This window comes from Roseateles sp. L2-2, assembly GCF_050613215.1.
Classification (GTDB): Bacteria; Pseudomonadota; Gammaproteobacteria; order Burkholderiales; family Burkholderiaceae_C; genus Roseateles; species Roseateles noduli.
In genome coordinates, this window is the sequence record NZ_CP192509.1 from 4,332,877 (window position 1) to 4,357,408 (window position 24,532).

The 24,532-nt window shown below is 68.2% G+C and carries 21 protein-coding genes; 11 read left to right on the forward strand and 10 right to left on the reverse strand.

Annotation, left to right across the window (positions count from 1 at the left end; translation table 11 throughout):
- Window positions 1-11: 11 nt before the first annotated feature.
- A complete protein-coding gene (gene purL / locus ACQZ13_RS19340; protein ID WP_431047217.1) occupies window positions 12-4,028 on the reverse strand; it encodes a phosphoribosylformylglycinamidine synthase in 4,017 nt (1,338 codons plus the stop codon).
- 111 nt (window positions 4,029-4,139) lie between these two features.
- Window positions 4,140-4,394, reverse strand: coding sequence for a hypothetical protein (locus ACQZ13_RS19345; RefSeq protein ID WP_431047219.1), 255 nt, complete (start codon window positions 4,392-4,394; stop codon window positions 4,140-4,142).
- A gap of 312 nt (window positions 4,395-4,706) precedes the next feature.
- On the opposite strand from ACQZ13_RS19345, the gene fusA reads away from it, so the two are divergent.
- The 4 genes from fusA (at window position 4,707) to ACQZ13_RS19365 (ending at window position 9,790) form a co-directional block, all read left to right on the forward strand.
- A complete protein-coding gene (fusA, locus tag ACQZ13_RS19350; protein ID WP_088408303.1) occupies window positions 4,707-6,809 on the forward strand; it encodes an elongation factor G in 2,103 nt (700 codons plus the stop codon).
- Between the two features lie 662 nt (window positions 6,810-7,471).
- Entirely contained in the window at window positions 7,472-8,425 is a 954-nt protein-coding gene (locus ACQZ13_RS19355) for a helix-turn-helix domain-containing protein (protein WP_431047221.1), read from the forward strand.
- A gap of 294 nt (window positions 8,426-8,719) precedes the next feature.
- Window positions 8,720-9,328 carry a hypothetical protein gene (locus tag ACQZ13_RS19360; protein ID WP_431047223.1) on the forward strand — a complete coding sequence of 203 codons (609 nt, stop codon included), beginning with the start codon at window positions 8,720-8,722 and terminating at the stop codon, window positions 9,326-9,328.
- An 81-nt stretch (window positions 9,329-9,409) separates the two neighbouring features.
- Window positions 9,410-9,790 (forward strand): hypothetical protein, encoded by a 381-nt coding sequence (locus ACQZ13_RS19365; protein ID WP_431047225.1) that lies wholly within the window; start codon window positions 9,410-9,412, stop codon window positions 9,788-9,790.
- 37 nt (window positions 9,791-9,827) lie between these two features.
- On the opposite strand, the gene ACQZ13_RS19370 is transcribed toward ACQZ13_RS19365, so the two are convergent.
- The gene (locus ACQZ13_RS19370) at window positions 9,828-10,694 is read right to left on the reverse strand and encodes an SDR family oxidoreductase (RefSeq protein ID WP_431047227.1); all 867 of its coding nucleotides are present in this window, start codon (window positions 10,692-10,694) and stop codon (window positions 9,828-9,830) included.
- Window positions 10,695-10,804: 110 nt separating this feature from the next.
- Here ACQZ13_RS19370 and ACQZ13_RS19375 point away from each other — a divergent pair, with 110 nt between their 5' ends.
- Complete coding sequence (locus ACQZ13_RS19375) at window positions 10,805-11,809, forward strand: cupin domain-containing protein (RefSeq protein ID WP_431047229.1); 1,005 nt, start codon at window positions 10,805-10,807, stop codon at window positions 11,807-11,809.
- 57 nt (window positions 11,810-11,866) lie between these two features.
- On the opposite strand, the gene ACQZ13_RS19380 is transcribed toward ACQZ13_RS19375, so the two are convergent.
- From ACQZ13_RS19380 to ACQZ13_RS19390, 3 genes are read right to left on the reverse strand one after another with little or no spacing between them, the layout of a single operon-like run.
- The gene (locus tag ACQZ13_RS19380) at window positions 11,867-12,316 is read right to left on the reverse strand and encodes a VOC family protein (RefSeq protein ID WP_431047231.1); all 450 of its coding nucleotides are present in this window, start codon (window positions 12,314-12,316) and stop codon (window positions 11,867-11,869) included.
- 22 nt (window positions 12,317-12,338) lie between these two features.
- Window positions 12,339-12,884 carry a hypothetical protein gene (locus tag ACQZ13_RS19385; protein WP_431047233.1) on the reverse strand — a complete coding sequence of 182 codons (546 nt, stop codon included), beginning with the start codon at window positions 12,882-12,884 and terminating at the stop codon, window positions 12,339-12,341.
- Entirely contained in the window at window positions 12,884-13,147 is a 264-nt protein-coding gene (locus tag ACQZ13_RS19390) for a hypothetical protein (protein WP_431047235.1), read from the reverse strand. The genes ACQZ13_RS19385 and ACQZ13_RS19390 overlap by 1 nt, the downstream gene beginning before the upstream one ends.
- Window positions 13,148-13,254: 107 nt before the next feature.
- Between ACQZ13_RS19390 and ACQZ13_RS19395 the strand changes: the two genes are divergently transcribed.
- The 4 genes from ACQZ13_RS19395 (at window position 13,255) to ACQZ13_RS19410 (ending at window position 15,989) form a co-directional block, all read left to right on the forward strand.
- Window positions 13,255-13,626, forward strand: coding sequence for a YciI family protein (locus tag ACQZ13_RS19395; protein ID WP_431047237.1), 372 nt, complete (start codon window positions 13,255-13,257; stop codon window positions 13,624-13,626).
- A gap of 84 nt (window positions 13,627-13,710) precedes the next feature.
- Window positions 13,711-14,841: a saccharopine dehydrogenase family protein gene (locus tag ACQZ13_RS19400; RefSeq protein ID WP_431047239.1), complete on the forward strand. Its 1,131-nt coding sequence runs from the start codon at window positions 13,711-13,713 to the stop codon at window positions 14,839-14,841.
- Window positions 14,842-14,848: 7 nt separating this feature from the next.
- Complete coding sequence (locus tag ACQZ13_RS19405) at window positions 14,849-15,313, forward strand: SRPBCC family protein (RefSeq protein ID WP_431047241.1); 465 nt, start codon at window positions 14,849-14,851, stop codon at window positions 15,311-15,313.
- A 43-nt stretch (window positions 15,314-15,356) separates the two neighbouring features.
- Window positions 15,357-15,989: an NAD-dependent dehydratase gene (locus tag ACQZ13_RS19410; RefSeq protein WP_431047243.1), complete on the forward strand. Its 633-nt coding sequence runs from the start codon at window positions 15,357-15,359 to the stop codon at window positions 15,987-15,989.
- Window positions 15,990-16,066: 77 nt separating this feature from the next.
- On the opposite strand, the gene ACQZ13_RS19415 is transcribed toward ACQZ13_RS19410, so the two are convergent.
- On the reverse strand, window positions 16,067-16,711 hold the full coding sequence (locus ACQZ13_RS19415) for a zinc-ribbon domain containing protein (protein ID WP_431047245.1): 645 nt from the start codon (window positions 16,709-16,711) through the stop codon (window positions 16,067-16,069).
- A gap of 148 nt (window positions 16,712-16,859) precedes the next feature.
- Between ACQZ13_RS19415 and ACQZ13_RS19420 the strand changes: the two genes are divergently transcribed.
- The gene (locus tag ACQZ13_RS19420) at window positions 16,860-17,159 is read left to right on the forward strand and encodes a carboxypeptidase-like regulatory domain-containing protein (protein ID WP_431047247.1); all 300 of its coding nucleotides are present in this window, start codon (window positions 16,860-16,862) and stop codon (window positions 17,157-17,159) included.
- A gap of 33 nt (window positions 17,160-17,192) precedes the next feature.
- Here the strand turns inward: ACQZ13_RS19420 and ACQZ13_RS19425 are convergent, their stop codons facing one another.
- The gene (locus ACQZ13_RS19425; protein WP_431047249.1) at window positions 17,193-18,920 is read right to left on the reverse strand and encodes an alpha/beta hydrolase family protein; all 1,728 of its coding nucleotides are present in this window, start codon (window positions 18,918-18,920) and stop codon (window positions 17,193-17,195) included.
- Window positions 18,921-19,314: 394 nt separating this feature from the next.
- Between ACQZ13_RS19425 and ACQZ13_RS19430 the strand changes: the two genes are divergently transcribed.
- A complete protein-coding gene (locus ACQZ13_RS19430) occupies window positions 19,315-22,716 on the forward strand; it encodes an amidohydrolase family protein (protein ID WP_431047251.1) in 3,402 nt (1,133 codons plus the stop codon).
- A gap of 69 nt (window positions 22,717-22,785) precedes the next feature.
- Here ACQZ13_RS19430 and lpxD read toward each other — a convergent pair whose 3' ends face one another.
- Together lpxD and dut are read right to left on the reverse strand one after the other, a co-directional pair.
- The gene (lpxD, locus tag ACQZ13_RS19435; protein WP_431047253.1) at window positions 22,786-23,919 is read right to left on the reverse strand and encodes a UDP-3-O-(3-hydroxymyristoyl)glucosamine N-acyltransferase; all 1,134 of its coding nucleotides are present in this window, start codon (window positions 23,917-23,919) and stop codon (window positions 22,786-22,788) included.
- Between the two features lie 161 nt (window positions 23,920-24,080).
- Window positions 24,081-24,530 carry a dUTP diphosphatase gene (gene dut / locus ACQZ13_RS19440; RefSeq protein WP_431047255.1) on the reverse strand — a complete coding sequence of 150 codons (450 nt, stop codon included), beginning with the start codon at window positions 24,528-24,530 and terminating at the stop codon, window positions 24,081-24,083.
- Window positions 24,531-24,532: the final 2 nt, after the last annotated feature.

Genomic DNA, 24,532 nt, shown 5'->3' on the forward strand with positions numbered 1-24,532 from the left:
AGCGTTCGATCTCACCCCACCCACTTCCGCGCATTGCGGAACATCCGCATCCAGGGGCTGAACTCGCCGGCGTCGCCGCCGGTCCAGCTCATCTGGATGTTGCGGAACACGCGCTCCGGATGCGGCATCAGCGCGGTGAAGCGGCCGTCGGCCGTGGTGACCGCGGTCAGGCCCTGCGGGCTGCCGTTGGGGTTGAGCGGGTACTGCTCGGTCGGCTGGCCGTCGCCGTCGACATAGCGCATCGCGCGCAGCACCCGGTCGGCGTCGCCGCGCTGCGAGAAGTCCGCGAAGCCCTCGCCGTGCGCGACCGCGATGGGCAGGCGGCTGCCGGCCATGCCGGTGAAGAAGATGCTCGGCGAGTCGACGATCTCGACCTGCGCCAGGCGGGCCTCGAACTGCTCGCTGCGGTTGCGCACGAACTTCGGCCAGTCCTGCGCGCCCGGGATCATCGGCGACAGCGCCGCCAGCATCTGGCAGCCGTTGCACACGCCCAGCGCGAAGCTGTCGGGACGCGCGAAGAAGGCCTCGAAGGCCGCCTTCAGCACCGGGTTGAAGAGGATGGACCGCGCCCAGCCCTCGCCCGCGCCCAGCGTGTCGCCGTAGCTGAAGCCGCCGCAGGCGACGAAGCCCTTGAAGTCCTTCAGATCGACCGCGCCGGCCTGCAGGTCGCTCATGTGCACGTCGTAGGCGTCGAAGCCGGCCTGCGCCATCGCGTAGGCCATCTCGACATGCGAGTTGACGCCCTGCTCGCGCAGGATCGCGACCTTGGGGCGGACGCCGCCGGCGATCAGCGACGCGGCGACGTCGTCCTTGACGTCGAAGCTCGGCGACCAGTGCAGGCCCTTGCCCGGCGTCGCGGACAGCGCGTGTTCCTGGTCGGCGCAGGCGGGGTTGTCGCGGTCGCGGGCGATGCGCCACGACACCTGATCCCACTCCTGCTGCAGCTCGTTCAGCGGCGCGGCGAAGACCTTCTTCGCGTCGCGCCAGACTTCCGCCTGCTTCGCCTCGTTGGTCTTGCCGACGACGTGCGAGATCTTCGACAGGCCGTGCGCGCGCAGCGTCTGCAGCACCGCGTCGCGGTCGCCGGTGGCGACCTGCAGCACGACGCCCAGTTCCTCGTTGAACAGCGCCTTGAGCGTCAGCTCGTCGCGACGGCCGCTGACCTGCGAGGCCCAGTTCTTGGAGTCGCCCACCTCGGCGCGGCTGTCGCTGATGCCGTCGCCCTCGGTGACCAGCATGTCGACGTTCAGGCTCACGCCGCGCTGGCCGGCGAAGGCCATCTCCAGCGCCGCGGCGAACAGGCCGCCGTCGCTGCGGTCGTGGTACGCCAGCAGCTTGCCTTGGCCGCGCAGGTCGTTGACCGCGGCGACCAGCGCCTTCAGCAGCGCGGGATCGTCGAGGTCGGGGACCTCGGGGCCGAACTGGTTCAGCGTCTGCGCCAGGATGGAGCCGCCCATGCGCATGCGGCCCTGGCCGAGGTCGACCAGGACCAGCGTCGTGTCGCCGTCCCGCAACTGCGGCGTCAGCGTGCCCCGCACGTCGGCCAGCGACGCGAAGGCGGTGATGATCAGCGAGACCGGGGCGGTGACCTGCTTCGTCGTGCCGTCATCGCTCCAGCGCGTGCGCATCGACAGCGAATCCTTGCCCACCGGGATGGAGATGCCCAGCGCCGGGCACAGGTCCATGCCGACGGCCTTGACGGTGTCGTACAGCGCGGCGTCCTCGCCGGGTTCGCCGCAGGCGGCCATCCAGTTGGCCGACAGCTTGACGCGCGACAGCTCGATCGGCGCGGCCAGCAGGTTGGTGATGGCCTCGGCCACGGCCATGCGGCCGGAGGCCGGCGCGTCGACGGCGGCCAGCGGCGTGCGCTCGCCCATGCTCATCGCCTCGCCGGTGAAGCCCTGGAAGTCGGACAGGGTGACGGCGACGTCGGCCACCGGCAGTTGCCACGGGCCGACCATCTGGTCGCGGTGGTTCAGGCCGCCGACGGTGCGGTCGCCGATGGTGACCAGGAAGCGCTTGCTGGCCACCGTCGGGTGGCGCAGCACGGTGCGCGCCGCCGTCGCGAGGTCCACGCCGTCCAGCGTCAGCGCGCCGCCCGATCGGGCCACGCGCGTCACGTCGCGGTGCATCTTGGGCGGCTTGCCCAGCAGCACGTCCATCGGCATGTCGATGGCGCGCTCGCCGTCGGCGCCGTCTTCCAGCACCAGCTCGCGCTGTTCCGTCGTCACGCCGACGACCGAGAACGGGCAGCGCTCGCGCTCGGCCATCGCGGTGAAGAGTTCCAGGCTCTCCGGCGCGATCACCAGGACGTAACGCTCCTGGCTCTCGTTGCACCAGATCTCCTTGGGCGCCAGGCCGCTCTCTTCCAGCGGCACCTTGCGCAGGTCGAAGATCGCGCCCCGGCCGGCGTCGTTCACCAGTTCCGGGAAGGCGTTGGAGATGCCGCCGGCGCCGACGTCGTGCACGGCCAGGATGGGGTTGCGCTCGGCCAGGCCCCAGCAATGGTTGAGGACTTCCTGCGCGCGGCGCTGGATCTCGGGGTTGCCGCGCTGGACCGAATCGAAGTCCAGGTCGGCCGTGTTGGTGCCCGCAGCCATCGAGCTCGCCGCGCTGCCGCCCATGCCGATGCGCATGCCGGGGCCGCCCAGCTGGATCAGCAGCGAGCCGGCCGGGAAGGCGATCTTCTTGGTCAGGTCCGCGCGGATGGCGCCCAGGCCGCCGGCGATCATGATGGGCTTGTGATAGCCGCGGCGGATGCCGTCCACGTCCTGCTCGAAGACGCGGAAGTAGCCGCCCAGCGCGGGCCGGCCGAACTCGTTGTTGAACGCGGCGCCGCCCAGCGGGCCCTCGGTCATGATCTGCAGCGCGCTGGCGATGTGCGCAGGCTTGCCGACCGGATTCCTTTCCCAGGGCTCCGACAGACCCGGCAGGTGCAGGTTGGAGACCGAGAAGCCGGTCAGGCCCGCCTTGGGCTTGGCGCCGCGGCCGGTGGCGCCCTCGTCGCGGATCTCGCCGCCGGCGCCGGTGGAGGCGCCCGGATGCGGGGAGATGGCCGTCGGGTGGTTGTGCGTCTCGACCTTCATCAGCACGTGGGCGGTCTCGGCGCGGGCCTCGTACTTCGGCGCGCGGCGGTCGCCGGCGGCCATCCAGCGCTCGATCACGTGGCCTTCCATCACCGCCGCGTTGTCGGCGTAGGCGATCACCGTGTGCTGCGGGTGCAGCTTCTCGGTGTTGCGGATCATGCCGAACAGCGACAGCGGCTGCGCTTCACCGTCGATGGTGAACTGGGCGTTGAAGATCTTGTGGCGGCAGTGCTCGCTGTTGGCCTGCGCGAACATCATCAGCTCGACGTCGCTGGGGTCGCGACCCAGCTTGGTGAAGGCGGCGACCAGGTAGTCGATCTCGTCGTCGGACAGGGCCAGGCCCCAGGCGCCGTTGGCCTCGTCCAGCGCGGCGCGGCCGCGGGCCAGCACGTCCACGTGGGCCAGGGGCTGGGCCTGCTTCTCGTCGAACAGGTGGGCGCCGGCCTCGCGCGACAGCAGCACGCTCTCGGTCATGCGGTCGTGCAGCAGATCGGCGCAGGCGAGGATCTCGGCGTCGGTCAGCGTTTTCGCGCCGCCGCTCAGGCTGGCGGTCAGGCTGCTGAGCAGGCCCGACTTCAGCGTCAGGCGGAATTCGGTGACGCGCTCGACACGGTGGATCGCCAGGCCGCAGTTGTGGGCGATGTCGGTGGCCTTGGAGGCCCAGGGGCTGAGCGTGCCCAGGCGCGGGGCGACGACGATCAACGCGCCGTCGGACGGGCCTTCGTAGGCGTCGCCGTAGTCCAGCAGCGCGGCCAGCTTGCCCCGGCCTTCATCGTCGATGGCCGCATCGGTCCAGACCCAGTGGACGTGGCGCGCATGCACCGCCGCGATGCGGTCGCTGACGGCCTGCAGACGCGCCAGCAGCGCCGCGGCCCGGAAGGACGAGAGGGCATTGCCCCCCTCGAAGTGAATCAGATGCTTGGAGGAGGTGGTGCTGGCCATGGGGTCCCGAGGGGTTTGCGCCGCGCGCGCCGCGACGGTGAGCCCGCCATTCTAGCCAGCGCAGCCGCCCGGGCCGGGTTTACCCCGTCCGGCCGCCTCCTCCATCGCCCGTCAGCGGCAGTCGGACAGGCGCTCCAGCGCCAGATGCAGTTGCTGATCGGTCAGCTTGCCGCGCTGCGGCTGCACCCACACGCCGGGGGCGCCGGTGGTCAGCGGCTTCACCGCCACGACCTTCACCGGTTCCGGCTGTTCCGGACGCTCCCGGTCCAGCGACCACCAGCCGTCCGCCACGGTACAGGTCATGCCGACGTCGACGTGGTTGGGCGCGGCCACGGCGCCTTGCGCGCCGACTGCGAATGCGGACAACCCGATGACAGCGGGCAATACGCGGGCAAGAACTTGCAACTTCACACCAACTCCCTGGAACATTATTCGAGTGTCCGAATGTATCGACGTCCCACGATGTAATCGCCCGGAAATTCCAGCATTCGCCCGATCTTGTGTCCCTTATTCACGGGGGGTGTCGAAATGTGTTCCGGCCCCGGCGTCGCCGGGCTCTTCCGAAGGGCGGATGGCGGGGGTCATGGCTTGTCGCTACATTGGTCGGTTCTCGGACCCGGCGGGGGCCTCCAGTGAAGCTGGCGCCCGCGGGTCGTTCATCGGCCACTGGAGACCACCATGTCCCGCAAGACCCCCATCGAGCTCTACCGCAACATCGGCATCTCGGCGCACATCGACGCCGGCAAGACGACGACGACGGAGCGCATCCTGTTCTACACCGGGGTCAATCACAAGATCGGTGAAGTGCACGACGGCGCGGCGACGATGGACTGGATGGCGCAGGAGCAGGAGCGCGGGATCACGATCACCTCCGCGGCGACGACCTGCTTCTGGAAGGGCATGGACCGGTCCTACCCGGAGCACCGCATCAACATCATCGACACCCCGGGGCACGTGGACTTCACCATCGAGGTGGAGCGCTCCATGCGCGTGCTGGACGGCGCGGTGATGGTGTACGACTCGGTCGGCGGCGTGCAGCCGCAGTCGGAGACCGTCTGGCGCCAGGCCAACAAGTACAAGGTGCCGCGTCTGGCCTTCGTGAACAAGATGGACCGCGTGGGCGCGGACTTCTACCGCGTGCGCCAGATGATGGTGGACCGGCTCAAGGCCAACCCGGTGCCGGTGGTGCTGCCGATCGGCGCGGAGGAGAACTTCAAGGGCGTGATCGACCTGCTGAAGATGAAGGCCATCCTGTGGCACGACGCCACGCAGGGCATGACCTTCGATTACCAGGAGATCCCGCCGGAGCTCAAGGCGCAGGCCGACGAGTGGCGCGAGAAGATGGTCGAGGCCGCGGCCGAGGCCGACGAGGAACTGATGAACAAGTACCTCGAGACCGGCGAGCTGGACGAGGCGGAGATCAAGCGCGCGATCCGCAAGCGCACGATCGCCGGCGAGATCCAGCCGATGCTGTGCGGCACGGCGTTCAAGAACAAGGGCGTGCAGCGCATGCTGGACGCGGTGATCGACTTCATGCCCTCGCCGGTGGACATCCCGCCGGTGCACGGCACCGACGACGACGAGCAGGACACGACGCGCGCGGCCGCGGACGACGCGAAGTTCAGCGCCCTCGCCTTCAAGCTGATGACCGATCCGTATGTGGGCCAGCTGACCTTCGTGCGGGTGTACTCGGGCATCCTGAAGTCGGGCGACTCGGTCTACAACCCGACGCGCGGCAAGAAGGAGCGCATCGGCCGGATCCTGCAGATGCACGCCAACCAGCGCGAGGAGATCAAGGAGATCCTGGCCGGCGACATCGCCGCCTGCGTGGGCCTGAAGGACGTCACGACGGGCGAGACGCTGTGCGATCCCGAGGCCATCATCACGCTGGAGCGGATGATCTTCCCGGAGCCGGTGATCTCGCAGGCGGTGGAGCCCAAGACGAAGGCGGACCAGGAGAAGATGGGCATCGCGCTCGGGCGTCTGGCGGCGGAGGATCCGTCCTTCCGCGTGCGCACGGACGAGGAGTCGGGCCAGACCATCATTTCCGGCATGGGCGAGCTCCACCTGGAAATCATCGTGGACCGGATGAAGCGCGAGTTCAGCGTCGAGGCCAACGTCGGCAAGCCACAGGTGGCGTACCGCGAGACGGTGCGCAAGGCGGTGACGGACGTGGAAGGCAAGTTCGTGCGCCAGTCCGGCGGCAAGGGCCAGTACGGGCACGTGGTGTTCTCGCTGGCACCGCAGGAGCCGGGCAAGGGCTTCGAGTTCGTCGACGCGATCAAGGGCGGCGTGGTGCCGCGCGAGTTCATCCCGGCGGTCGAGAAGGGCGTGATCGACAGCCTGCCCAACGGCGTGCTGGCGGGGTATCCGGTGGTGGACGTGAAGGTCACGCTGACCTTCGGCTCGTACCACGACGTGGACTCCAACGAGAACGCGTTCAAGATGGCCGCGTCGCTGGGCTTCAAGGAAGCCTGCCGGCGCGCCAGCCCGGTGATCCTGGAGCCGATGATGGCGGTCGAGGTCGAGACGCCCGAGGACTACGCCGGCACGGTAATGGGCGACCTGTCCAGCCGCCGCGGCATGGTGCAGGGCATGGACGACATGGTCGGCGGCGGCAAGATCATCAAGGCGGAAGTGCCGCTGTCGGAGATGTTCGGGTACTCCACCTCGCTGCGCTCGGCCACGCAGGGCCGCGCGACCTACACGATGGAGTTCAAGCACTACTCGGAGGCGCCGAAGAACGTCGCCGACGCGATCATGACGGCGCGGGCCAAGTGATCGTCTGACGCCGACTCCGCCATTCGACGGGCCGCCACTGCGGCCCGTTCTCTTTTCCCTTTCCGTTTCTGTCGCACCGCATGCCAGCGCGCTCATTCAACGTCACTCTACGGCGATTCTGACGAAATCAAATCGACAGAATCGCCAGAAGCTGCATGGCGCTTCCGTCTCCGAATGACTGGCGCCGACTGAATGAATCAGATCGGGCTTTCGACAGCTTGTCTGCTTGAATGTCGCCCGGCATCTGGGTTACCTTCGCGCCAAAGCTGGCGATCGGCGTTCGCCAGAAACTTGCCCGGGGGGGGGCATGCCTCAAGAACCAGCACGGGCGGTCGCATTCCTGGCATGCGTACCGCGACGATGCGTCGATGGGCATGTGGACGGGCCGAGGGAGCAAATGGTGTCCGCATTCAAGTCTTCCGAGCCGCAGATCGACTGCCGACAGGGCAAGGCGATACCGCGCGGCGATCTCATGCGCCCCCGTTCCGGCAGGTCGCATCGACGGCCCATGACGACCTGATCGTCGACGGCGTCCCGCGCTTGCGATCGACGCGTGACACGCGTGCATCGCGGAGCGGGCCTTCCCGTTCCGGTCGCCCATGCGATTCGTCCATCACCGCGGCCCCGCGGGCGAGCCGGGCTTGGCCGCCTTTGCCGCGGAAGTGCTGGGCGCGCTGTTCGACGCCGAACCGGCCAAGGCGCCGCGCCAAGGCGATGCGGCGTGTCACGTCACGGCCTTCCACTTCGGGAAGTTCCTGCTGTGCCAGACCTACATCGACGCGGGTCGCTTCGCGCGGACCCGGACCCGGGCCCTGCAGGATGACCTCGACCATCTCGTCGTCCACCTGATCCTTCGTGGCGGCATGTGCTTCGGTCTGGAGGCCGGGCCCATTCGGCTGCGCGCCATGGACATGGCGCTCTGCGACCTCTCACGGGACACGGTCGTGGGCTGCCGGCGCGTCGAGGCCATCAGCCTGATCTTCCCCCGGACGGAACTCGAGCTTCACGATCGGTTCTCGGGCTTCGAGCACGGGCAACACCTGCCCCGCGCCACGCCCGCGGCGATCGTGCTGGCCAGCCACCTGATCGCGCTCGGGGAGCTGGCCCGTGGCCTCGGGGACAACGAGGCCGCCGCACTGTCGGGCATCACGCGCGACATGGTGCTGACCTGCTTCGGCCTGGGGCGTCGAGCGCCCAGGGAGACACCGCATGGCGCGCCTGTGCCGGCGCCGTCCCGGCGCGCGCGGCATTACATCGAACGCCATCTGCAGCGACCAGAACTGGGTCCCGCAGACCTCGAACGCGACCTCGGAATCTCGCGCACCCAGCTCTATCGCCAGTTCTCCCGATTCGGCGGCGTCGGAAATTACATCCGGCAGCGGCGCCTGCGACACGGGTATGCCCAGATCTGCGACCCCCTGTCGGCGCATCGACGGATCGGCGAGATCGCCTACGCCGTCGGGTTCTCGGACGAGGCGTATTTCAGTCGCGCGTTCCACCAGGCCTTCGGCCTCTCGCCGCGGGCGGCGCGCGCGCATTCGAAGGAACGCGCCGGCCCGTCGGACGCGTCGACCGATCCGGCGTCCCTGGCGCATTGGGTGCGCGACCTGGTCTGACCCCTTCGAACCATCGGCCGGGACGCCCGTCCAAGTCTTCGGGACCGGGGTCCATGGCCGGGGCCAACACTGAAATCTAAGGTCGAGCCATCGATTGAAAGGGAATCAGGGCGATGCCGGTCGAACCCTTCGAAGGGCGTTTCCCGGATCCGTGTCGGCAGGTCGCCGGCACGTCCACGTGGCCTGCGTCCGCCATCTCGAGAACGGTCTCGAGGACGGATCGCCGGTCATTTCCATCCCCTTCGTCTCAGGACGAAGGTTCATCGAGGCCATGCCTCTCACCATGAGGTCACCATGACACAGTACTCTCTCAGTTGCAGCAACAAGTCCGACCTGTCCGGCAGCTTCGCGGTCTTCCAGAAGCCGCCGCCCATGACCGTTCCGGGCAACGTCTTCTCGCTGGCCTGGCTCGCGAAGCCCTGTCACAGCGGTACGACCGTGACCTTCGAATGGACGGTCGACTACAACTTCGTGTGGTCGGAAACCGGCATCCTGCAGCCGGGCGTCAAGTTCAAGGCGTCTGAATCCATCGCGGCGGATCCGAACGGTCGGAACCTGGTGCAGTTGACGATGGACGAGTACGGCGCGACGCACTTTCAGGCGCCGGACGACAACGGCGCGCTGGGCAGCCTGACCATCCGTCAACTGAACAACGTGGTGCCGCATCGCACCTCGGTGGGTGTCGGCATGTCGGGCGCCGGGACCTTTGCCATCCAGGCGGCTCCCAACATGACCGCCGTGTTCACGCCGCACCCCAATTACTGGGTGCTGTTCGGCAACTTCGAACCCGGCGACGTCATGGACATCGCGGACGTGACCAACGCGCAGGAAGTGACTTTCGGCGGCTCGCTCACCTCGCGCGCCGCGGTGCTCAACCTGGACAACCTGATCTCCGTGAGTTGATCTCGCGCCGCATCGGGGGCGGTGAACGCGCTCCCGATGCGGATGTCAGCCTGCCCCACACAGCCCCCTTCAGGAGGATCCATGACTCAATGCAAAGACATGCCAGAGAGCTACACGCTGAGCAATTCCGGCGACGACGGCAATGGCCAATACATCTCGGAAAGCCCGACGAGCAGTGACGTCTACACGTACTACCGGCTGTCCGACAGCCTTCACTTCACCTTCACTCCCACCGGCAACGGCGAGGGTCTCGTCTCCGACCTGGCCCAGAAGCACATCAGCCTTCCGATCCACGACACGGGCTTCAACCTGTCGGTATGGTTCGACAACGACGGCAATCTGACCGGCAACAACATCGCCCGCCTCCCCGGCAGCGAGAAGCTGCGGGCCCAGGCCTTGCTGGACACCTGGCGGTGCACCTTCGAGCGCATGGCGCAGGAGATGGCTGGGTTGCTGGTGTAGCGCCGGGCGCCCGCCAGCCGGCTGCTCCCCTGCGACCTCAGGCCTGATGGGCGCTCAATGCTTCGCCGACCGACGCGGCCAATGGCGCCGTCGGTCGGTCGATCAGACGCGACAGCGCACCGCCGTCATCCTGCAACGCGCCCTCGGCGGCCTGCTCGTCCGAATCCGCCAGCAGCTCCGCCAAGGGCGCCGGCAGGCCCGCGTCCAGCAGCACGCGCTGGTAGTCCGTGCGCGGCAGGTCCTTGTACGCCACGGCTTGGCCGCTCTGGCGGGCGACTTCCTCGGCCAGTTCCGTCAGCGTGTGGCCGCGGTCGCCGGCCAGCTCGAAGGTCTCGTTGCCGGCGATCGGTCGAGTGAGCACCGCCGCCGCCGCATCCGCGTAGTCCGCGCGAGCGGCCCACGAGATGCGCCCTTCCCTCGCCGAGCCGAGGAAGGCGCCATGCTGGAGCGCCATCGGCAGCGCGGCCAGGTAGTTCTCGACGTACCAGCCGTTGCGCAGCAGCACGTGCGTCAGGCCGGAGGACTTGATCAGCGCCTCCGTCTCGCGGTGCTCGCCGGCCAGGCCCAGCGGCGAACGGTCGGCATGCAGCACGCTGGTGTAGACGAGCTGGTCCGCGCCGGCGGCCTTCGCCGCGTCGATGACGGCGCGATGCTGCGGGACGCGGTCCCCCAGATCGTTCGAGGAGATCAGCAAAACGCGTTCGGCGCCCGCGAGGGCCTGGGCCAGCGTGTCGGGACGCGTGTAGTCGCCCTCACGGACGACGACGCCGCGTGCGGCGAGGTCGGCAGCCTTCGCAGGCGTGCGCACGGCGGCGACGATGCGCCCGGGCGCGACACCCTGGGACAGCAGTCGGTCGATGACGAGGCGGCCCAGTTGGCCGTTGGCGCCGGTGATGACGATCATGTTCAGGACTCCGGAATGAATGAAGAGGCATCCATGCTAGAAACCGGATGCCGTATCCGGAATGGACAAAGATCCATAATTCATGTCTTCGCGTTCCATGATTCCCACCCATGAGCATCGACCTTCTGAGCGCCGTCCTGCGCGACACGGGGCTGTCGCGCCGCCTGCTGGACCTGAGCGCGTTGTCGGCGGACTGCGCCTTGCGCTTCCCCTGCGACCGCAGCATCGGACTGCACGTGGTGCTGCGCGGCCACGTGGTGCTGCATGCGCCTGAGCTGGACGAACCGCTGCGCCTGAGCGGCGGGGACATCGCCGTGATGTCGCGCGGTCATCCGCATGTGCTGAGCCTGCGCCCCGCGCTCGACGGCCAGCGCGTCGAGGACATCGACATGCAACGGACGGTGGCGCTCGACGCGTTCAGCGCCGTTGGGGCTTCAGGCGTTTCAGGAGGCTCGGGCGCGTCCGTGGCGCCGGCGGAGACGGACGCTGTCGTCCTCAGCGGCGCGTACCAGTTCTGGCACACGCCGCTGCATCCGTTCTTCGCGGAGCTGCCGGTCTGGGCGGTGCTGCGCGCGGCGGACATGCCGCGGCTCGGGCCGCTGGCGCTGGCAGGCGGGCTGCTGGTCGAGGAACTGCGCGAGGCCGAACCCGGCGCCGAGATCATCACGCACGGGCTGCTGGACCTGCTGTTCACCTATGCGCTGCGGCAGTTGATCTCGCGGCGCGCGGCGACCAGCGTGGGCTGGAGCCTGGCGGTGCAGGACCCGACGGTGGGTCGCGCGGTGGCGCTGATGCACGGCGATCCGTCGCATCCGTGGACGCTGGAGGAATTGGCGAAGCGGGTCGGCCTGTCGCGCACGGCACTGGCGGAACGTTTCCGCGAGGCGATGGGCGACACGCCGCTGAATCATCTGCGCGTGGTGCGCATGCAGCGCGCCATGCAGCTGCTGGCGCAGACGCGGCACAGCCTGGAGGCGGTGGCCGCGGCCGTCGGCTACAAGGACGCGTTCGGGTTCTCGAAGGTCTTCAAGCGCACGGTCGGTCTCTCGCCGAAGGCATTCCGGCAGCAGGACGCGGCGGAGCGGCAGGATCCGTGGCGTCTGTCGGCCGGATGACGCCGGGCCGTTTCAGTCGCGCCTGACGGCGTCAGACCACGTCTGACAAGACAGGGGTCAGGCCTTGTCAGGCCTCCCGGTGAGGAGCTCTCCGCCCCAGGTGCCTGGATCGACGTCGCGCTCGGATTGGGAGAACGTCCAGACGTAGCCCGCCAGGTCCGAGGCGGTGTACTGGCGCTCGCCATACGGGAATGACTGCGGCTGCGAATGCAGCTCCGCCCCTTCGGCCGTCGCCCGTGAGGCGTGCTGATCCGCGCTCGCGACGCGGACCATGAGGGAGAACTCGGGGTCGACGGGCGCGTCGCCGTGAGCCACGACGATCGCGCCGTTGCCGATGGTCATCTGCACCCGGTGGTCGCCGATGCGCAGGCGTTCAGTGAAACCGAAGACCCGGACCAGCCACGCCACGGCGGCGGGCACGTCCGGGTAGTGCAGCACCGGGATGACCGTGGCGGCGGGCATCGAGAGGTTCTCGGTGCCGGACAGGAAGCCGGGATCGTGGGGCATGGCGCACCTCGTCGAAACTCGATCAGAGACGGATGATGCCAGCCACCGCTGCGGTCGACACGACCAGCACGCGCACCGGCTGCGCGTAGGCCGCGCTGTTGGCGCGCAGCGCGGACAGCAGCGCCGCGGCAACCACGGGATCCGGCGCGCGCACCATCAACAGCGTGGGGCGGCGCGGTCGGAAAGCTTCGGCAGGTCCGAGGGATCCCTCTCTCCACCAACCGCAGTCCCAGGGGGCGTCGGGCTGAGCGGCGCGATTCGTCAGGCACTCGCGCCACAGGATCTGCAAGCGCCACCACAGGCCGCGCCAACGACTCAGGCGCGCCAGATCGTGACTACCGTCGAGCTCGCAGGCGACCCGGTCCAGCGCGGGATTCGGCGCGATGCCGGCTACACGCAGCGGCTCGGTCAGCGACGGATTGGCGCCGCCTTCGCACCATTCCCGGATCGTCTCAAGCAACGCGGCATCGACCGTACGGTCAACGCCGCCCACGCCGCCGGCACCGCCCGCAACGAGCGGGTCGGGCGGACTCATCAAGGCGCCGTCGAAGCGACGGGGAAGGCGCATCAGCGGCCGTCCGACCGCGCCGCGCTGGCCGGGGCCGGACGGGACTGGGGAGACACGCCGATGGGAATGACGCGCACGCCGGAGGCGACGGCCCCGGTGTCGGCGGGCCGGGCCGCCTGCGGGTGCTTCGCCGGCGAGCTCAGGCGGATGGAGGAGAACATGTTGACCACGCCCTGACGCGCTTCGGAAGCGAAGAACAGTCCGGCGATGGCCAGGATGACGGCGGCGAGGCCGGCGATGACTTTGACAGGGGAGATGCGCATCATGATCGGGGCGAAGCGTACCTGAATGCCGATGCGGCCCCGGGCCGCTGTCGATTTTCGGTTGCCTCGTTCGTCGTCACGGTATCAACCCTCTGAAAGGAACCTCGATGAAATACCTCGGACTCGCCTACTTCACGCCGGAGAAGTTCGACGAGATGTCGCCCGACGACGTCAAGGCGCTGGTGAGCCAGTGCCCGGCGCTGGACGAGAAGATGCGCGCGACCGGCAAGGTGCTGGTGTCCGCGTCGCTGGGCGACCTCGACAAGTGGAAGACGCTCCGACCCCGCGGCGGCAAGACGCAGATCACTGACGGGCCCTACACGGAGACGAAGGAGGTCGTCGGCGGACTGTTCATCATCGAGGCGGACAGCCCCGAGGAGGCGCAGCGCATCGCCGCGATGCATCCGGCCGCTCAGATCGGCGAAGCGGGCGGCTGGGCCGTGGAACTCATTCCGACGGACTTTTATTTGAGCCGTTGAGAAGCCCGATGCCTGCCGACATCGGGCGCAGGCCGAGCATCCCCGTAGACTCCGCGCTTCCATCGGATCGAAGAAGACCTCGAATTGAAGACGCTGGTACTGGGGGGCTACGGGAACTTCGGCGCGCGCATCTGCCGCGCGCTGGCGGGGGATCCGTCGATCGCGTTGATGATCGGCGGGCGGAATGCGGCCCGGGCGCGCGCCTTGGCCGAGGCGCTCGGCTCACGCGCGGAAGGGATCGCGATCGACCTGGCGTCGCCCGCGTTCTCCGATGAGCTCCGCCGCCTGGGCGTCGAGCTGCTGATCCACACGGCCGGTCCTTTCCAGGATCAGTCCTACGACGTCGCGCAGGCGGCCGCGCGAGCCGGCGCGCACTACATCGATCTCGCCGACGGACGTCGCTTCGTCTGCGACTTCCCATCGGCGCTGGATGAGGCGTTCCGCGCCTCGGGGCGGGTCGGCATCTCCGGCGCGAGCACCGTGCCGGCCTTGTCCTCCGCCGTGGTGCAGCGGCTCACGCACCAGTGGCGAAGCATCCGCAACATCGACATCTGCATCGCGCCGGCCCAGACCGCACCGCGCGGAGAAGCAACGCTTGCCGCCGTGCTGAGCTATTGCGGCGGCCGCGTCCAGGTCTGGGACGAAGGGCGCTGGATGTCGCGCCTCGGATGGGCGAATCCCACGCCCGTCCAGTTCGCCCGCCTGCGGCCGCGCCTCGGCGCCCTGTGCGACATCCCGGATCTGGAGCTGTTCCCCTCGCGCTACGGCGTGGCGAATCGGGTCATGTTCCGGGCAGCACTCGAGGTCGGCGTCACGCAACGGGCGATGGGATGGCTGGCCGCGCTCCGGCGCTTCGGGCTGCTGAAGCAGCCCTCTCGACTGGCCGCGCTGATGCAGGCGACGGCGCCGATGTTCGACTTCCTCGGCTCCGCGCTAGGCGGTATGGTCGTGCGGGTGGAAGGCGAGGACTCGATGGGTCGGCAGATTCAAAGGGAATGGCACATCGCCGCCGACGACGACCACGGGCCGGAGATCCCCTGCATGGCCGCGATCCTCCTGACGAGACGGTTGGCGCGTGGTGAAGACCTGACCCCGGGCGCTCATGCCTGCATGGGCTTGCTGAGCCTGGACGAGTTTCAACCGGAGTTCGAGCGTTGGGGTATGGTGACCGACGTTCCAGCGGAGGAGGTGCTCGATGGCGCATCGGCGGTTTGAGTTCGACATGTCGGCCCCGGCGGACGTCGTCTTCGACGCCTTCCACTTCCACCATTGGCGTTTGAAGTGGGACTCGCTGGTCCGTCACACGCGGGTGCAGGGCGATGCGCCCTGCCCGTTCGCCGGCGCCGTCACGGAGAACCAGGGCCGCGGCCTGCTGCGTCCGCTGTCGATGACGACGACCTTCGTGTCCTTCGACCGGCCGAACGTCGCGGCGGCCACGATGGTGGGGCAATCCTTCCCGTTCAGGCGCTGGGCCGCCTCCATCCAGCACCGCCGCGACAGCATGGACCGCTCGTGCCTGATCTACAGCTACACCTTCGAGGTCGGACCCACGTGGATCCAATGGCTGCTGGAGCCCATCGTCGTGCGGATATTCGATTGGCAGACGCGCAGGCGCTTCGCAAAGCTTCAAGCGTACATTCAGCGCCATCGCGAAGAGATCGAACGGTGGCAGAAGGCGCAGGCCTGAAGACATCCCCGGATCGCTTCGACAGGTTCGAGGAGATTCGACGATGAAATTGCTTCTGCTAGGAGCTTCCGGTCTGGTGGGCGGCCACGCGCTGAAGCTCGCGCTGGCTGATGAGGCGATTTCCGAGGTGATCGCGCCGACTCGCAAGCCGCTGCCGCCGACCGCAAAGCTCGTGAACCCCGTCTGTCCGCAGCTCGATGACTTCGTTCCGATGCTGGCGTCGTACGAGCCTCAAGCGGTGATCTGCGCCCTGGGGACGACGCAGGCCAAGGCCGGATCGAAAGAGGCGTTCCGGCATGTCGATCACGAGCTCCCCGTCGCGTTCGGGCGAGCCGCGCACGCTGCGGGCGTCGAGGCCTTCGCCCTCGTGTCCGCGGTGGGCGCGTCGGCAGACTCCCGGTTCTTCTATACGAAGACCAAGGGCGAAGTGGAACGGGACATCCAGGTCATCGGGTTCCGATCCCTGACGATCTGCAGGCCCAGTCTCATCGGCGGCGAGCGGAATGAAACCAGGCGCGCCGAGCATGCGGCGATGGCGCTGATCCGCGTCCTGACGCCGGTCCTGCCGAAGCGCTTCCGCATCAATCCGGCCAGCAGCATCGCCGCGGCGCTGCTCCAGGCGGTCATCGAGGCGACGCCCGGGCTTCGCTTGATCTCATCGGATGAGATGAATTGAGGTCCTCGGCCAATTGGTGAGACGCCTTCCCACCAATTGAACTGCTTGCGCAAGGCCCGCGCTCTTCAACAAGCCCATCAGTCACGAAGCGCCTCGCCGAGCGCTTGCGCGAGACGCGAAGTGCCGGGGTACTCTGCGCATTCCCGAAGCGCTCGATTCTTGAGCGCACCCAGCTTCGATAGATTCGAGACGACGCCGGCTTGCAGGAGATCCGCAGCGTCGTCGATCAAGGTCATCAGATCTTTCCGACTCAAATTCGGCGCCTTCATCGCTGCTGAGAAACGAGCAAGCTGCGCCTTGGCGTCATGCTTCCGAGCGCGGCACTCGACGCAATGGACGCAATCCGCATCGACATAAAACTGCAGTTCCTCGAACCAGTGCCTTTGCTCCTGCGCGAAGAACAGGAACGGTCGCCCGCATTCCCGGCAATCCCGCAGGATGTCCACGTAGAAGCGACGCGGGAAGATTGCGTAGTTCTGCTTGCTTGTGTCCGCAACGAGCACCGTCTCAGCAAAGATGACCGCGTTCCCGAGGCCCCAGAAGCCCAATCGAATCTCCGCCTCCGGGATCGTCACCATGGAGGCGATGGGGAGCGAGCCATAGCGGGGGTGCGGGACGATGCCCGGCGGCAGGACTGCACTTGATCGGCGGTTCTTGGGACTCGTGGACATGGTCGACAAAGGAAGGCCGAGGGACACGACAGAGAAGTCAGTATCGACCAATCATCTGAATCTTCGGGCACACCGGCCGCTGGGCATGACAGCATGACGATCAGATCCGCTTCGGCGGGACTGCTACGCTGGACATCAATCCTCGCGCCGCCTCACCGCTCGATGGCCGGCGTCATATTCGACCAAGCATTGCCTCGCCATGAAACTCTTGAAGATCCTCCGTCCCGCCGTCATCGCCGCGGCGCTTACCGCCACGGGCCTGTCCGCTCTGGCCGCTGATCAGACAGGCACCGTGCAGGGCAACGCCGCGCCCGGTGAACAGATCGTCTTGATCAGCGACGCCGACGGCTCCGTCCGTGGGGCGGTCTGCGATGCCGCCGGGCGATTCGAGTTCAAGAATCTTCGCGTGGGCCAGTACGAGGTGATCCGCAACGCGGCGCCCGACCAGAAGCACGGCGCCCCGGTGATGGCCGGACGCGTCACCACCGTCAAGCTCTGAGGCCTCCGAGGCTCAGGACGCTGCTCCAGGCGGTCACCGAGGCGAATCCGGAGCCTCGCTCGATCTCCTCGGACGAGATGAACTGAGGCCCTGCGCCGGACGCAGACACGCCGCCAGGAACGTCGTCGTCTTGTCGATCACCACCTGCCGTGCGCCCGTCAGCCCGTGGCCTTCGTCCGCGAGCTCCACATACGTGAGCGGGTTGGCGTGCGCCTGGAGGCGCGCGGCGAACGCGCGTGCCTGAGAGACGTCGACCGTCGTGTCCTTCGCGCCGTGAAACAGGAGGATTGGCGTCTTTGCGAAGGCAAGGCTCCGTCCGATCGGCGAGGCCGCCTCCATCGCCTGCCGCTCGGCGTCGATCCGGGGATCTCCCGCACGCTCGATCAGGTCGGTGTTCCCCTGCGTCTTGGCGATCGACGTCCGCACGAACTCGGGAAGGTCATAGAAGCCGGAGTCCACCACGGCGCATCTCGCCGAATGCGCCTTGCCGAGCAGATTCAGCGCCAGGAACGCGCTGAAGCTCGTCCCGGTGAAGGCGACGCGGTCGCCATCCAGGCCGGGCAGCCGCAGGGCCTTCTCGAGGCTCCTGGCCACATCCTCTTCGATGGCTCCGAACCATTGCTTCCGATCCAGCAATTCATACTGCTTGCCGAATCCGCGCGAGCCGCGGTAGTTGATGTGCAGGAGCGCAAAACCTGCCCCCAGCAGGGTCTGATCCTCCGGGGAGACCTCGCCCGAATCCCTCACGGCGGGGCCGCCGTGCAATCGCACCACCAGCGGACATGTCCGATCCCCGCAGGACAGCGGCGTGAAGACCAGGAAAGGCACCTCGATGCCGCCCACCGAGCGGACCACGTCGCGAGACGTCGTCCAGGTCACGCTGCCCCGATAGCGAGTCCCGACCGGCCGGATCGCGCGCAGGCGCTGTTGCGACGCGTCATAGATCATCAGCCGCGCCGTGTAGGGCGCGTCCGGAAAGGCCACCAGCCAGTATCGGTCGCCAGGCGCGCGGTCCACGATCCTCGGTTCCGAATGCCCCAGTCGGCGGAGTGCCGCGAGGTGCCGTCGGCCTTCGTCGGAGAGCGCCTTCACAACGCGGGAACGGTCGTCGAATTCCACGAACTCCGGCATGAGCGTCGTCGAGTGGAGGACGACGGACAGGATGTCGGACTCCCCTTCAGCGAGCGTCTCCGTCTTGCCCGTCGCCAGCGAGACGCTGAGGAGCCCGAGCCGATCCCGTTCGACCGAGGAGAGGAAGAACGCCCGCCCTTCTGACGCGACCGACATCAGTGCCGTACCCTGCCTCCTGTCCGCGGCATTGACGACCAACAGGTTCTCGACGCCCGGAGGACCGGATCCGTAGCGCTGCTCTTGTCCGCGTTGGATGAACCGGAGCGAGTTCCCACCGCAAGCGCCGCCTGAGCAGAGGTCCTGCGCGTCCGCGACAGGAACGAACTCGCCCTCAGGCGTCAGATCCAGGGCCTGCCCCTCCCGCCGGATTCGGAAGCGCGAAAATCTGTACCCGTTCACCGGGCTGGCGAGGCTCATCACGAGGCGATCGCCGCCCCGGGTCAGTTCAGTCGCCTGAGACGTTGCCGGATCCACCGAGAACACCCGCGGGGTGGACTGATCCTGCGCAACCACGATCAGCGCACGGCGCTGCGCCGCCCAGAACGACCAGAGGATCCGACCTCCTCCGGGCAGATGGACTTCGCTGCTCCAGCGGTCCGCTCCGGAAACGTCCGTGATCCAGACGGCCATGGCGCGACTGGACACCTCCGCCACCCAATGACCCTCCGGATCGAGGAATGCACCGGTCCCAGGTGCCGTCGGTTCCTCCGTCGGCAGCGGCTGGCGGGAGGCAGACGCGGACGCCAGCCCCATGGCGGCGGCGAGCAACACGCCGAGCAGTGCAGCGGAGCGCGCTGCCAGGGAGGACCTTCTCAATCGCATCGATTCAATGGCAGGGGACGAAGCGGCGCATCGTAGGGCGCTTTCTCAAACGGGTGGATGACGACGAACGAATGGATGACGCCGCACGGGAAGCCCGTCGGCGCGCTCAGCGCACTGCCATTCGTCATGCCCTCGCAAACCCGGTCGGGTTTGCGCGTAGGCGGCCTCTATGCTGCCGGCACTCTTCATCCCAGGGTGCCCCATGACGAACAAGATGCTCACGAAGCAGTCCGCGCTGACGACCGGTTTCAACGGCTTCACTGTCACGCCCGCCCGCGCGGGCGTGATCGCTTTCGGCCTCGCGCTGCAGGCCGCCGCCTTCGCCGCTGACGCGCCTGAAGCCCCTGCGGCGACGCCCTCGCCCGCTGCGGCCGCCTCGGCCCCCGCCGCGAAGTGGAACGTCAACCAGCCCCCCGGCGAGAAGAAGATCGCCCAGCTGGACGTGCGCACCGGCACCTGGATGTCCGTCGACGTCAGCCCCGACGGCAAGCAGATCGTCTTCGACCTGCTCGGCGACCTCTACGTGATGCCCGTCGGTGGCGGCGAAGCCAAGGCGCTCACGCATTCGATCGCCTGGGAGATGCAGCCCCGCTTCTCGCCCGACGGCAAACAGATCGCCTTCGTCTCCGACGCCGGCGGCGGCGACAACATCTGGGTCATGAACGCCGACGGCTCCAACGCCCGCGCGATCTCGACCGAAGACTTCCGCCTGCTCAACAACCCCGTCTGGCATCCGAGCGGCAAGTACATCGCCGCCCGCAAGCACTTCACCGGCACCCGCTCGCTGGGCAGCGGCGAGATCTGGCTCTATCACGTCGACGGCGGCAAGGGCCAGCAGCTCAACGAGAAGCCGAACTGGCAGAAGGACCTCGGCGAACCCGCGCTCTCGCCCGACGGCAAATTCCTCTACTACTCGCAGGACAGCACGCCGGGCCGCCAGTTCGAATACAACAAGGACAGCACCGGCGAGATCTTCCGCATCTACCGCCAGGACCTGACCGACGGCACCAACGAGCCCTTCGTCACCGGCCCCGGCGGCGCGATCCGCCCGACGCCCTCCCCCGACGGCAAGTACCTCGCCTTCATCCGCCGTCTGCGCGACGCGTCGGGCAGCCGCACCACCCTCTTCCTCAAGGACCTGAAGACCGGCCGCGAGTTCCCCGCCTGGACCGGCATGGAACGCGACCTGCAGGAGTCCTGGTCCGTCCACGGCGTGTACCCCGGCATCGCGTGGATGCCCGATTCCAAGCAGGTGGTCGCGTGGGCGCAGGGCAAGCTGTGGCGCATCGATCCCTTCAAGTCCAGCGCCGCCGAGATCCCCTTCCACGTGAAGGACGAGCGCCAGATCACGCCCGCGCTGCGCTTCGCGCATGAGGTCGCGCCCGCCACCTTCGAGTCCAAGATGCTGCGCTGGGTGAAGGTCTCGCCGGACGGCAAGCGCGTGGTGTTCTCCTCCGCCGGCTACCTCTATGCGAGCGAGCTGCGCGACGGCCAGCCGGTCGGCGAAGCCCGCCGCCTCACGTCGCAGACGGAACGCTTCGAATACTTCCCGGCCTTCTCGCGCGACGGCAAGCAGCTCGTCTACGTGAGCTGGAACGACGCCGACCAGGGCCGCGTGCGCGTGCTCGACCTCGCCGGCGGCCGCGACACCGTCGTCACGCCCGAGCCGGGCAAGTACCTGTCGCCGGCGTTCTCGCCGGACGGCAAAACCGTCGCGTACCAGAAGGCCAAGGGCGGCTTCCTGACGTCGCCCTGGAACAGCCTGGAACCCGGCGTCTACGTCGCCGCGGTCGACGGCAAGGGCCAGCCGCGCCGCGTCACCAAGGACGGCGAGACGCCCCAGTTCGGCGCCGACAACGACACCCTCTTCGTCACGCGCAAGCAGACGACGGGCGAGGTCGATTCGAATCACCAACTGGTCCGGCTGAACCTCGTCGAGCGCAGCGAGTTCGCCGTCGCCAAGAGCGAATTCGCGACCCGCTTCACCGTGTCGCCGGACGGCCAGTGGCTGGGCTTCACCGAACGCTTCCACACCTACGTCACGCCGCTCGCTCCCGCCGGCAAGCTGCAGACCGTCGGCCCGAAGGCCGAGGCGATGCCGGTGAAGAAGCTCGACGTCAATGCGGGCGACGACCTGCAGTGGTCGGGCGACGGCAAGTCGCAGCCGTATGCGCTGCACTACGCGCTGGGCAACGAGCTGTTCACCGTGCCGCTGGCGCAGGCGCTGCAGCCGGGCTTCAAGCCGGCGGAGCGCGGCGCGCCCATCAAGCTGACGCTGACCGCCGACAAGCCCAAGGGCCGCATCGCGATCGTCGGCGCGCGCATCGTGACGATGAACGCGAGCAAGCCCGATGAAGTCATTGAGGACGGCGCGATCCTGGTCGACGGCGACCGCATCGCGGCGATCGGGCCGCGCGCGTCGGTGGCGATCCCCGCGGGCACGGAAACCATCCAGGCGGCCGGCAAGACGATCATCCCGGGCCTGATCGACGCGCACTGGCACGGCACCATGGCCGAGAGCGAGATCGTCCCGCAGCAGAGCTGGATCAACTACGCCTCGCTGGCCTTCGGCCTGACGACGCTGCACGACCCGTCCAACCGCACCAGCGACATCTACACGCAGTCGGAGATGCAGCGCACGGGCCGGGTGGTCGGGCCGCGCATCTTCTCGACCGGCACGGTGCTGTACGGCGCGAAGGCCGATTTCTCCGCGGTCATCAACAGCCTCGAGGACGCGCAGACGCATCTGAAACGGCTGAAGTCGGCCGGCGCGATCAGCGTGAAGAGCTACAACCAGCCGCGTCGCGACCAGCGTCAGCAGGTGCTCGAAGCGGCGCGCGAGACCGGGATGATGGTCGTGCCGGAAGGCGGCTCGCTGTTCCAGCTCAACATGTCGATGGTGGTCGACGGCCACACCGGCGTGGAGCACGCGCTGCCGGTCGCCAAGGTCTACGACGACGTCAAGCAGCTGTGGCCGCAGACGCAGGTCGGCTACACGCCGACGCTGAACGTCGCCTACGGCGGCCTGGACGGCGAGCACTACTGGTACGCGCGCACGGAGGTGTGGCGCCACCCGATCCTCAGCAAGTTCGTGCCCAAGGCCGTGCTGGAGCCGCGCAGCGTGCGCCGCGAGACGGCGCCGGAGGAGGACTTCAACGTCATCCAGGTCGCCAAGACCGCGACCGAGCTGCAACGCGCGGGCGTGTCGGTGAACATCGGCGCGCACGGCCAGCGCGAGGGCCTGGGGGCGCATTGGGAGCTGTGGATGATGGGCATGGGCGGGATGACCTCGCTGGAGGCCATCCGCACCGCGACGCTCAACCCGGCGCGCTACCTCGGTCTGGACAAGGACATCGGCTCATTGGAAGCGGGCAAGCTCGCCGACCTGGTGATCCTCGACGGCGACGTGCTCAAGGACATCCGCCAGAGCGACAGGATCAGCCAGGTCATGCAGGGTGGCCGCGTCTTCGACATCCCGTCGATGAACGAGGTCTGGCCGGCGAAGAAGCCGCGCAAGCCGTTCTTCTTCGACGGGGTGAATGCGAGCGCGCCGGTGGATGCGGCAGCCGCGGGCGTCGAGGAAGGTCACGGGCACGGGGACTGACCGGTCGGCGAAGCGCTCGAAACCAGCGCTTCGCCCGCCCCCCGCATCAAGGCGGCAGACAAGCGTCCGTCAGACGTCCGACGGCGGCGCTTGCGACTCCCCCAAGGCCTTCACGGCCGCCTCCACGTCCTTGACCCTGCCGACGATCCTGTCGAGCTGCCGCAGGTGGGCGGCGTTCGATCGCCAGTCGTCGAAGGTGGAGAACGGGAAGTAGGACGTGTAGTGCCCCGGCTCGCGCACGCTCTTGGAGACCCGCGTGCCGCCGCCTATCGTCGTGCCGTCCGCGATCGAGATGTGCCCGACCACCATCGCCGCGCCGCCGATCAGGCAGCGCGCGCCTATCCGCGTGCTGCCCGCGATGCCCGTGCAGCCTGCGATCGCCGTGTGATCGCCGATGCGCACGTTGTGCGCGATCTGCACCAGGTTGTCGATGCGCACGTCGCGCCCGATCACCGTGTCCGTGAGCGTGCCGCGATCGATCGCCGTGTTCGCGCCGATCTCGGCATCGTCGCCGATGAGCACACCCCCGCGTTGCGGGATGCGGCACCAGTGGCCGGCGTCCTTGCCTTCGCCCCCGTTCCAGGCCATGCCGAAGCCGTCCGCGCCGATCACGGCGCCGCTGTAGATCGTCACCCGCCGACCGATCACGCAGCCGTCGTGCACCACGACGCGCGGATGCAGCACCGAATCGTCCCCGATGTGGACGTCATCGCCGATCACCACGCCGGCATGGATCACGCAGCGCTCGCCGATCGTCACGCGGTCGCCGATGCAAGCCAGCGCGCGGACCTCCGTCGAGGCGGCGATCACGCCGTCGATCCCGATCACCGCACGCGGATCCACGCCGCCGCGCGCCGGTGCCGACGGATACATCAGCGAGGCCGCCCGCGCAAAGTAGAGATAGGGATCCGGCGTCAGGATCAGGCTGCGCCCCGGTGCAGCCGCATCGTCGGCGCACGCCGGCGGCACGATCAAGGCGGCGGACCGGCAGGTCGCGAGTTCCGGCAGGTGCTTGGGCGACACCAGGAATGACAGTTCCTCCGCCGCCGCCCCCTCAAGTGCCGCGATGCCGCGCACGTCGCGGTCCTTGCCGCGCAGGCTGCCGCCCAGCAGCCGCACCAGCTCCGAGAGTCGCCAGACCCGTGTCGCCACGCGCCCTGTCGGTCGGCGTCCGGCCCTGTCGTCCGCGTCCGATATCGTCATCTGCTTCGCCTTTCGAGCAACGAAAGTCGAGCAGTCTGCGCAGCCGGCGCCCGTTTGACACTGGCGGATCCGCGCGGAACCACGGCCGCGGGCTAGCCGATCAACAGTGCGACACCCTCAAGTCGAGCGCGTCGGTTCACCAGCAGATCGGCACCCGGACATCAGGCCTTGCCGGTCGAACCGAACCCGCCCTCGCCGCGCGAAGAGGCGTCGAAATCGTCGACGACGCGGAAGGTCGGCTGCACCACCGGCACGATCACCATCTGCGCGATGCGCTCCATCGGCTGGATCGTGAACACGTCCTTGCCGCGGTTCCAGACGCTGACCATCAGCTGACCCTGGTAGTCCGAGTCGATCAGGCCGACCAGGTTGCCCAGCACCACGCCGTGCTTGTGACCCAGGCCCGAGCGCGGCAGGATCATGGCGGCCAGGCCCGCGTCGCCGATGTGGATCGCCAGGCCCGTGGGCACCAGCACCGTGTCGCCGGGCGACAGCGTGATCGCCTCGTCCAGGCAGGCGCGCAGGTCCAGGCCGGCGCTGCCGGACGTCGCGTAGGCGGGGAGCTGCTCGGCCATGCGGCGGTCGAGCACCTTCAGATCGATGGTGGTCATGG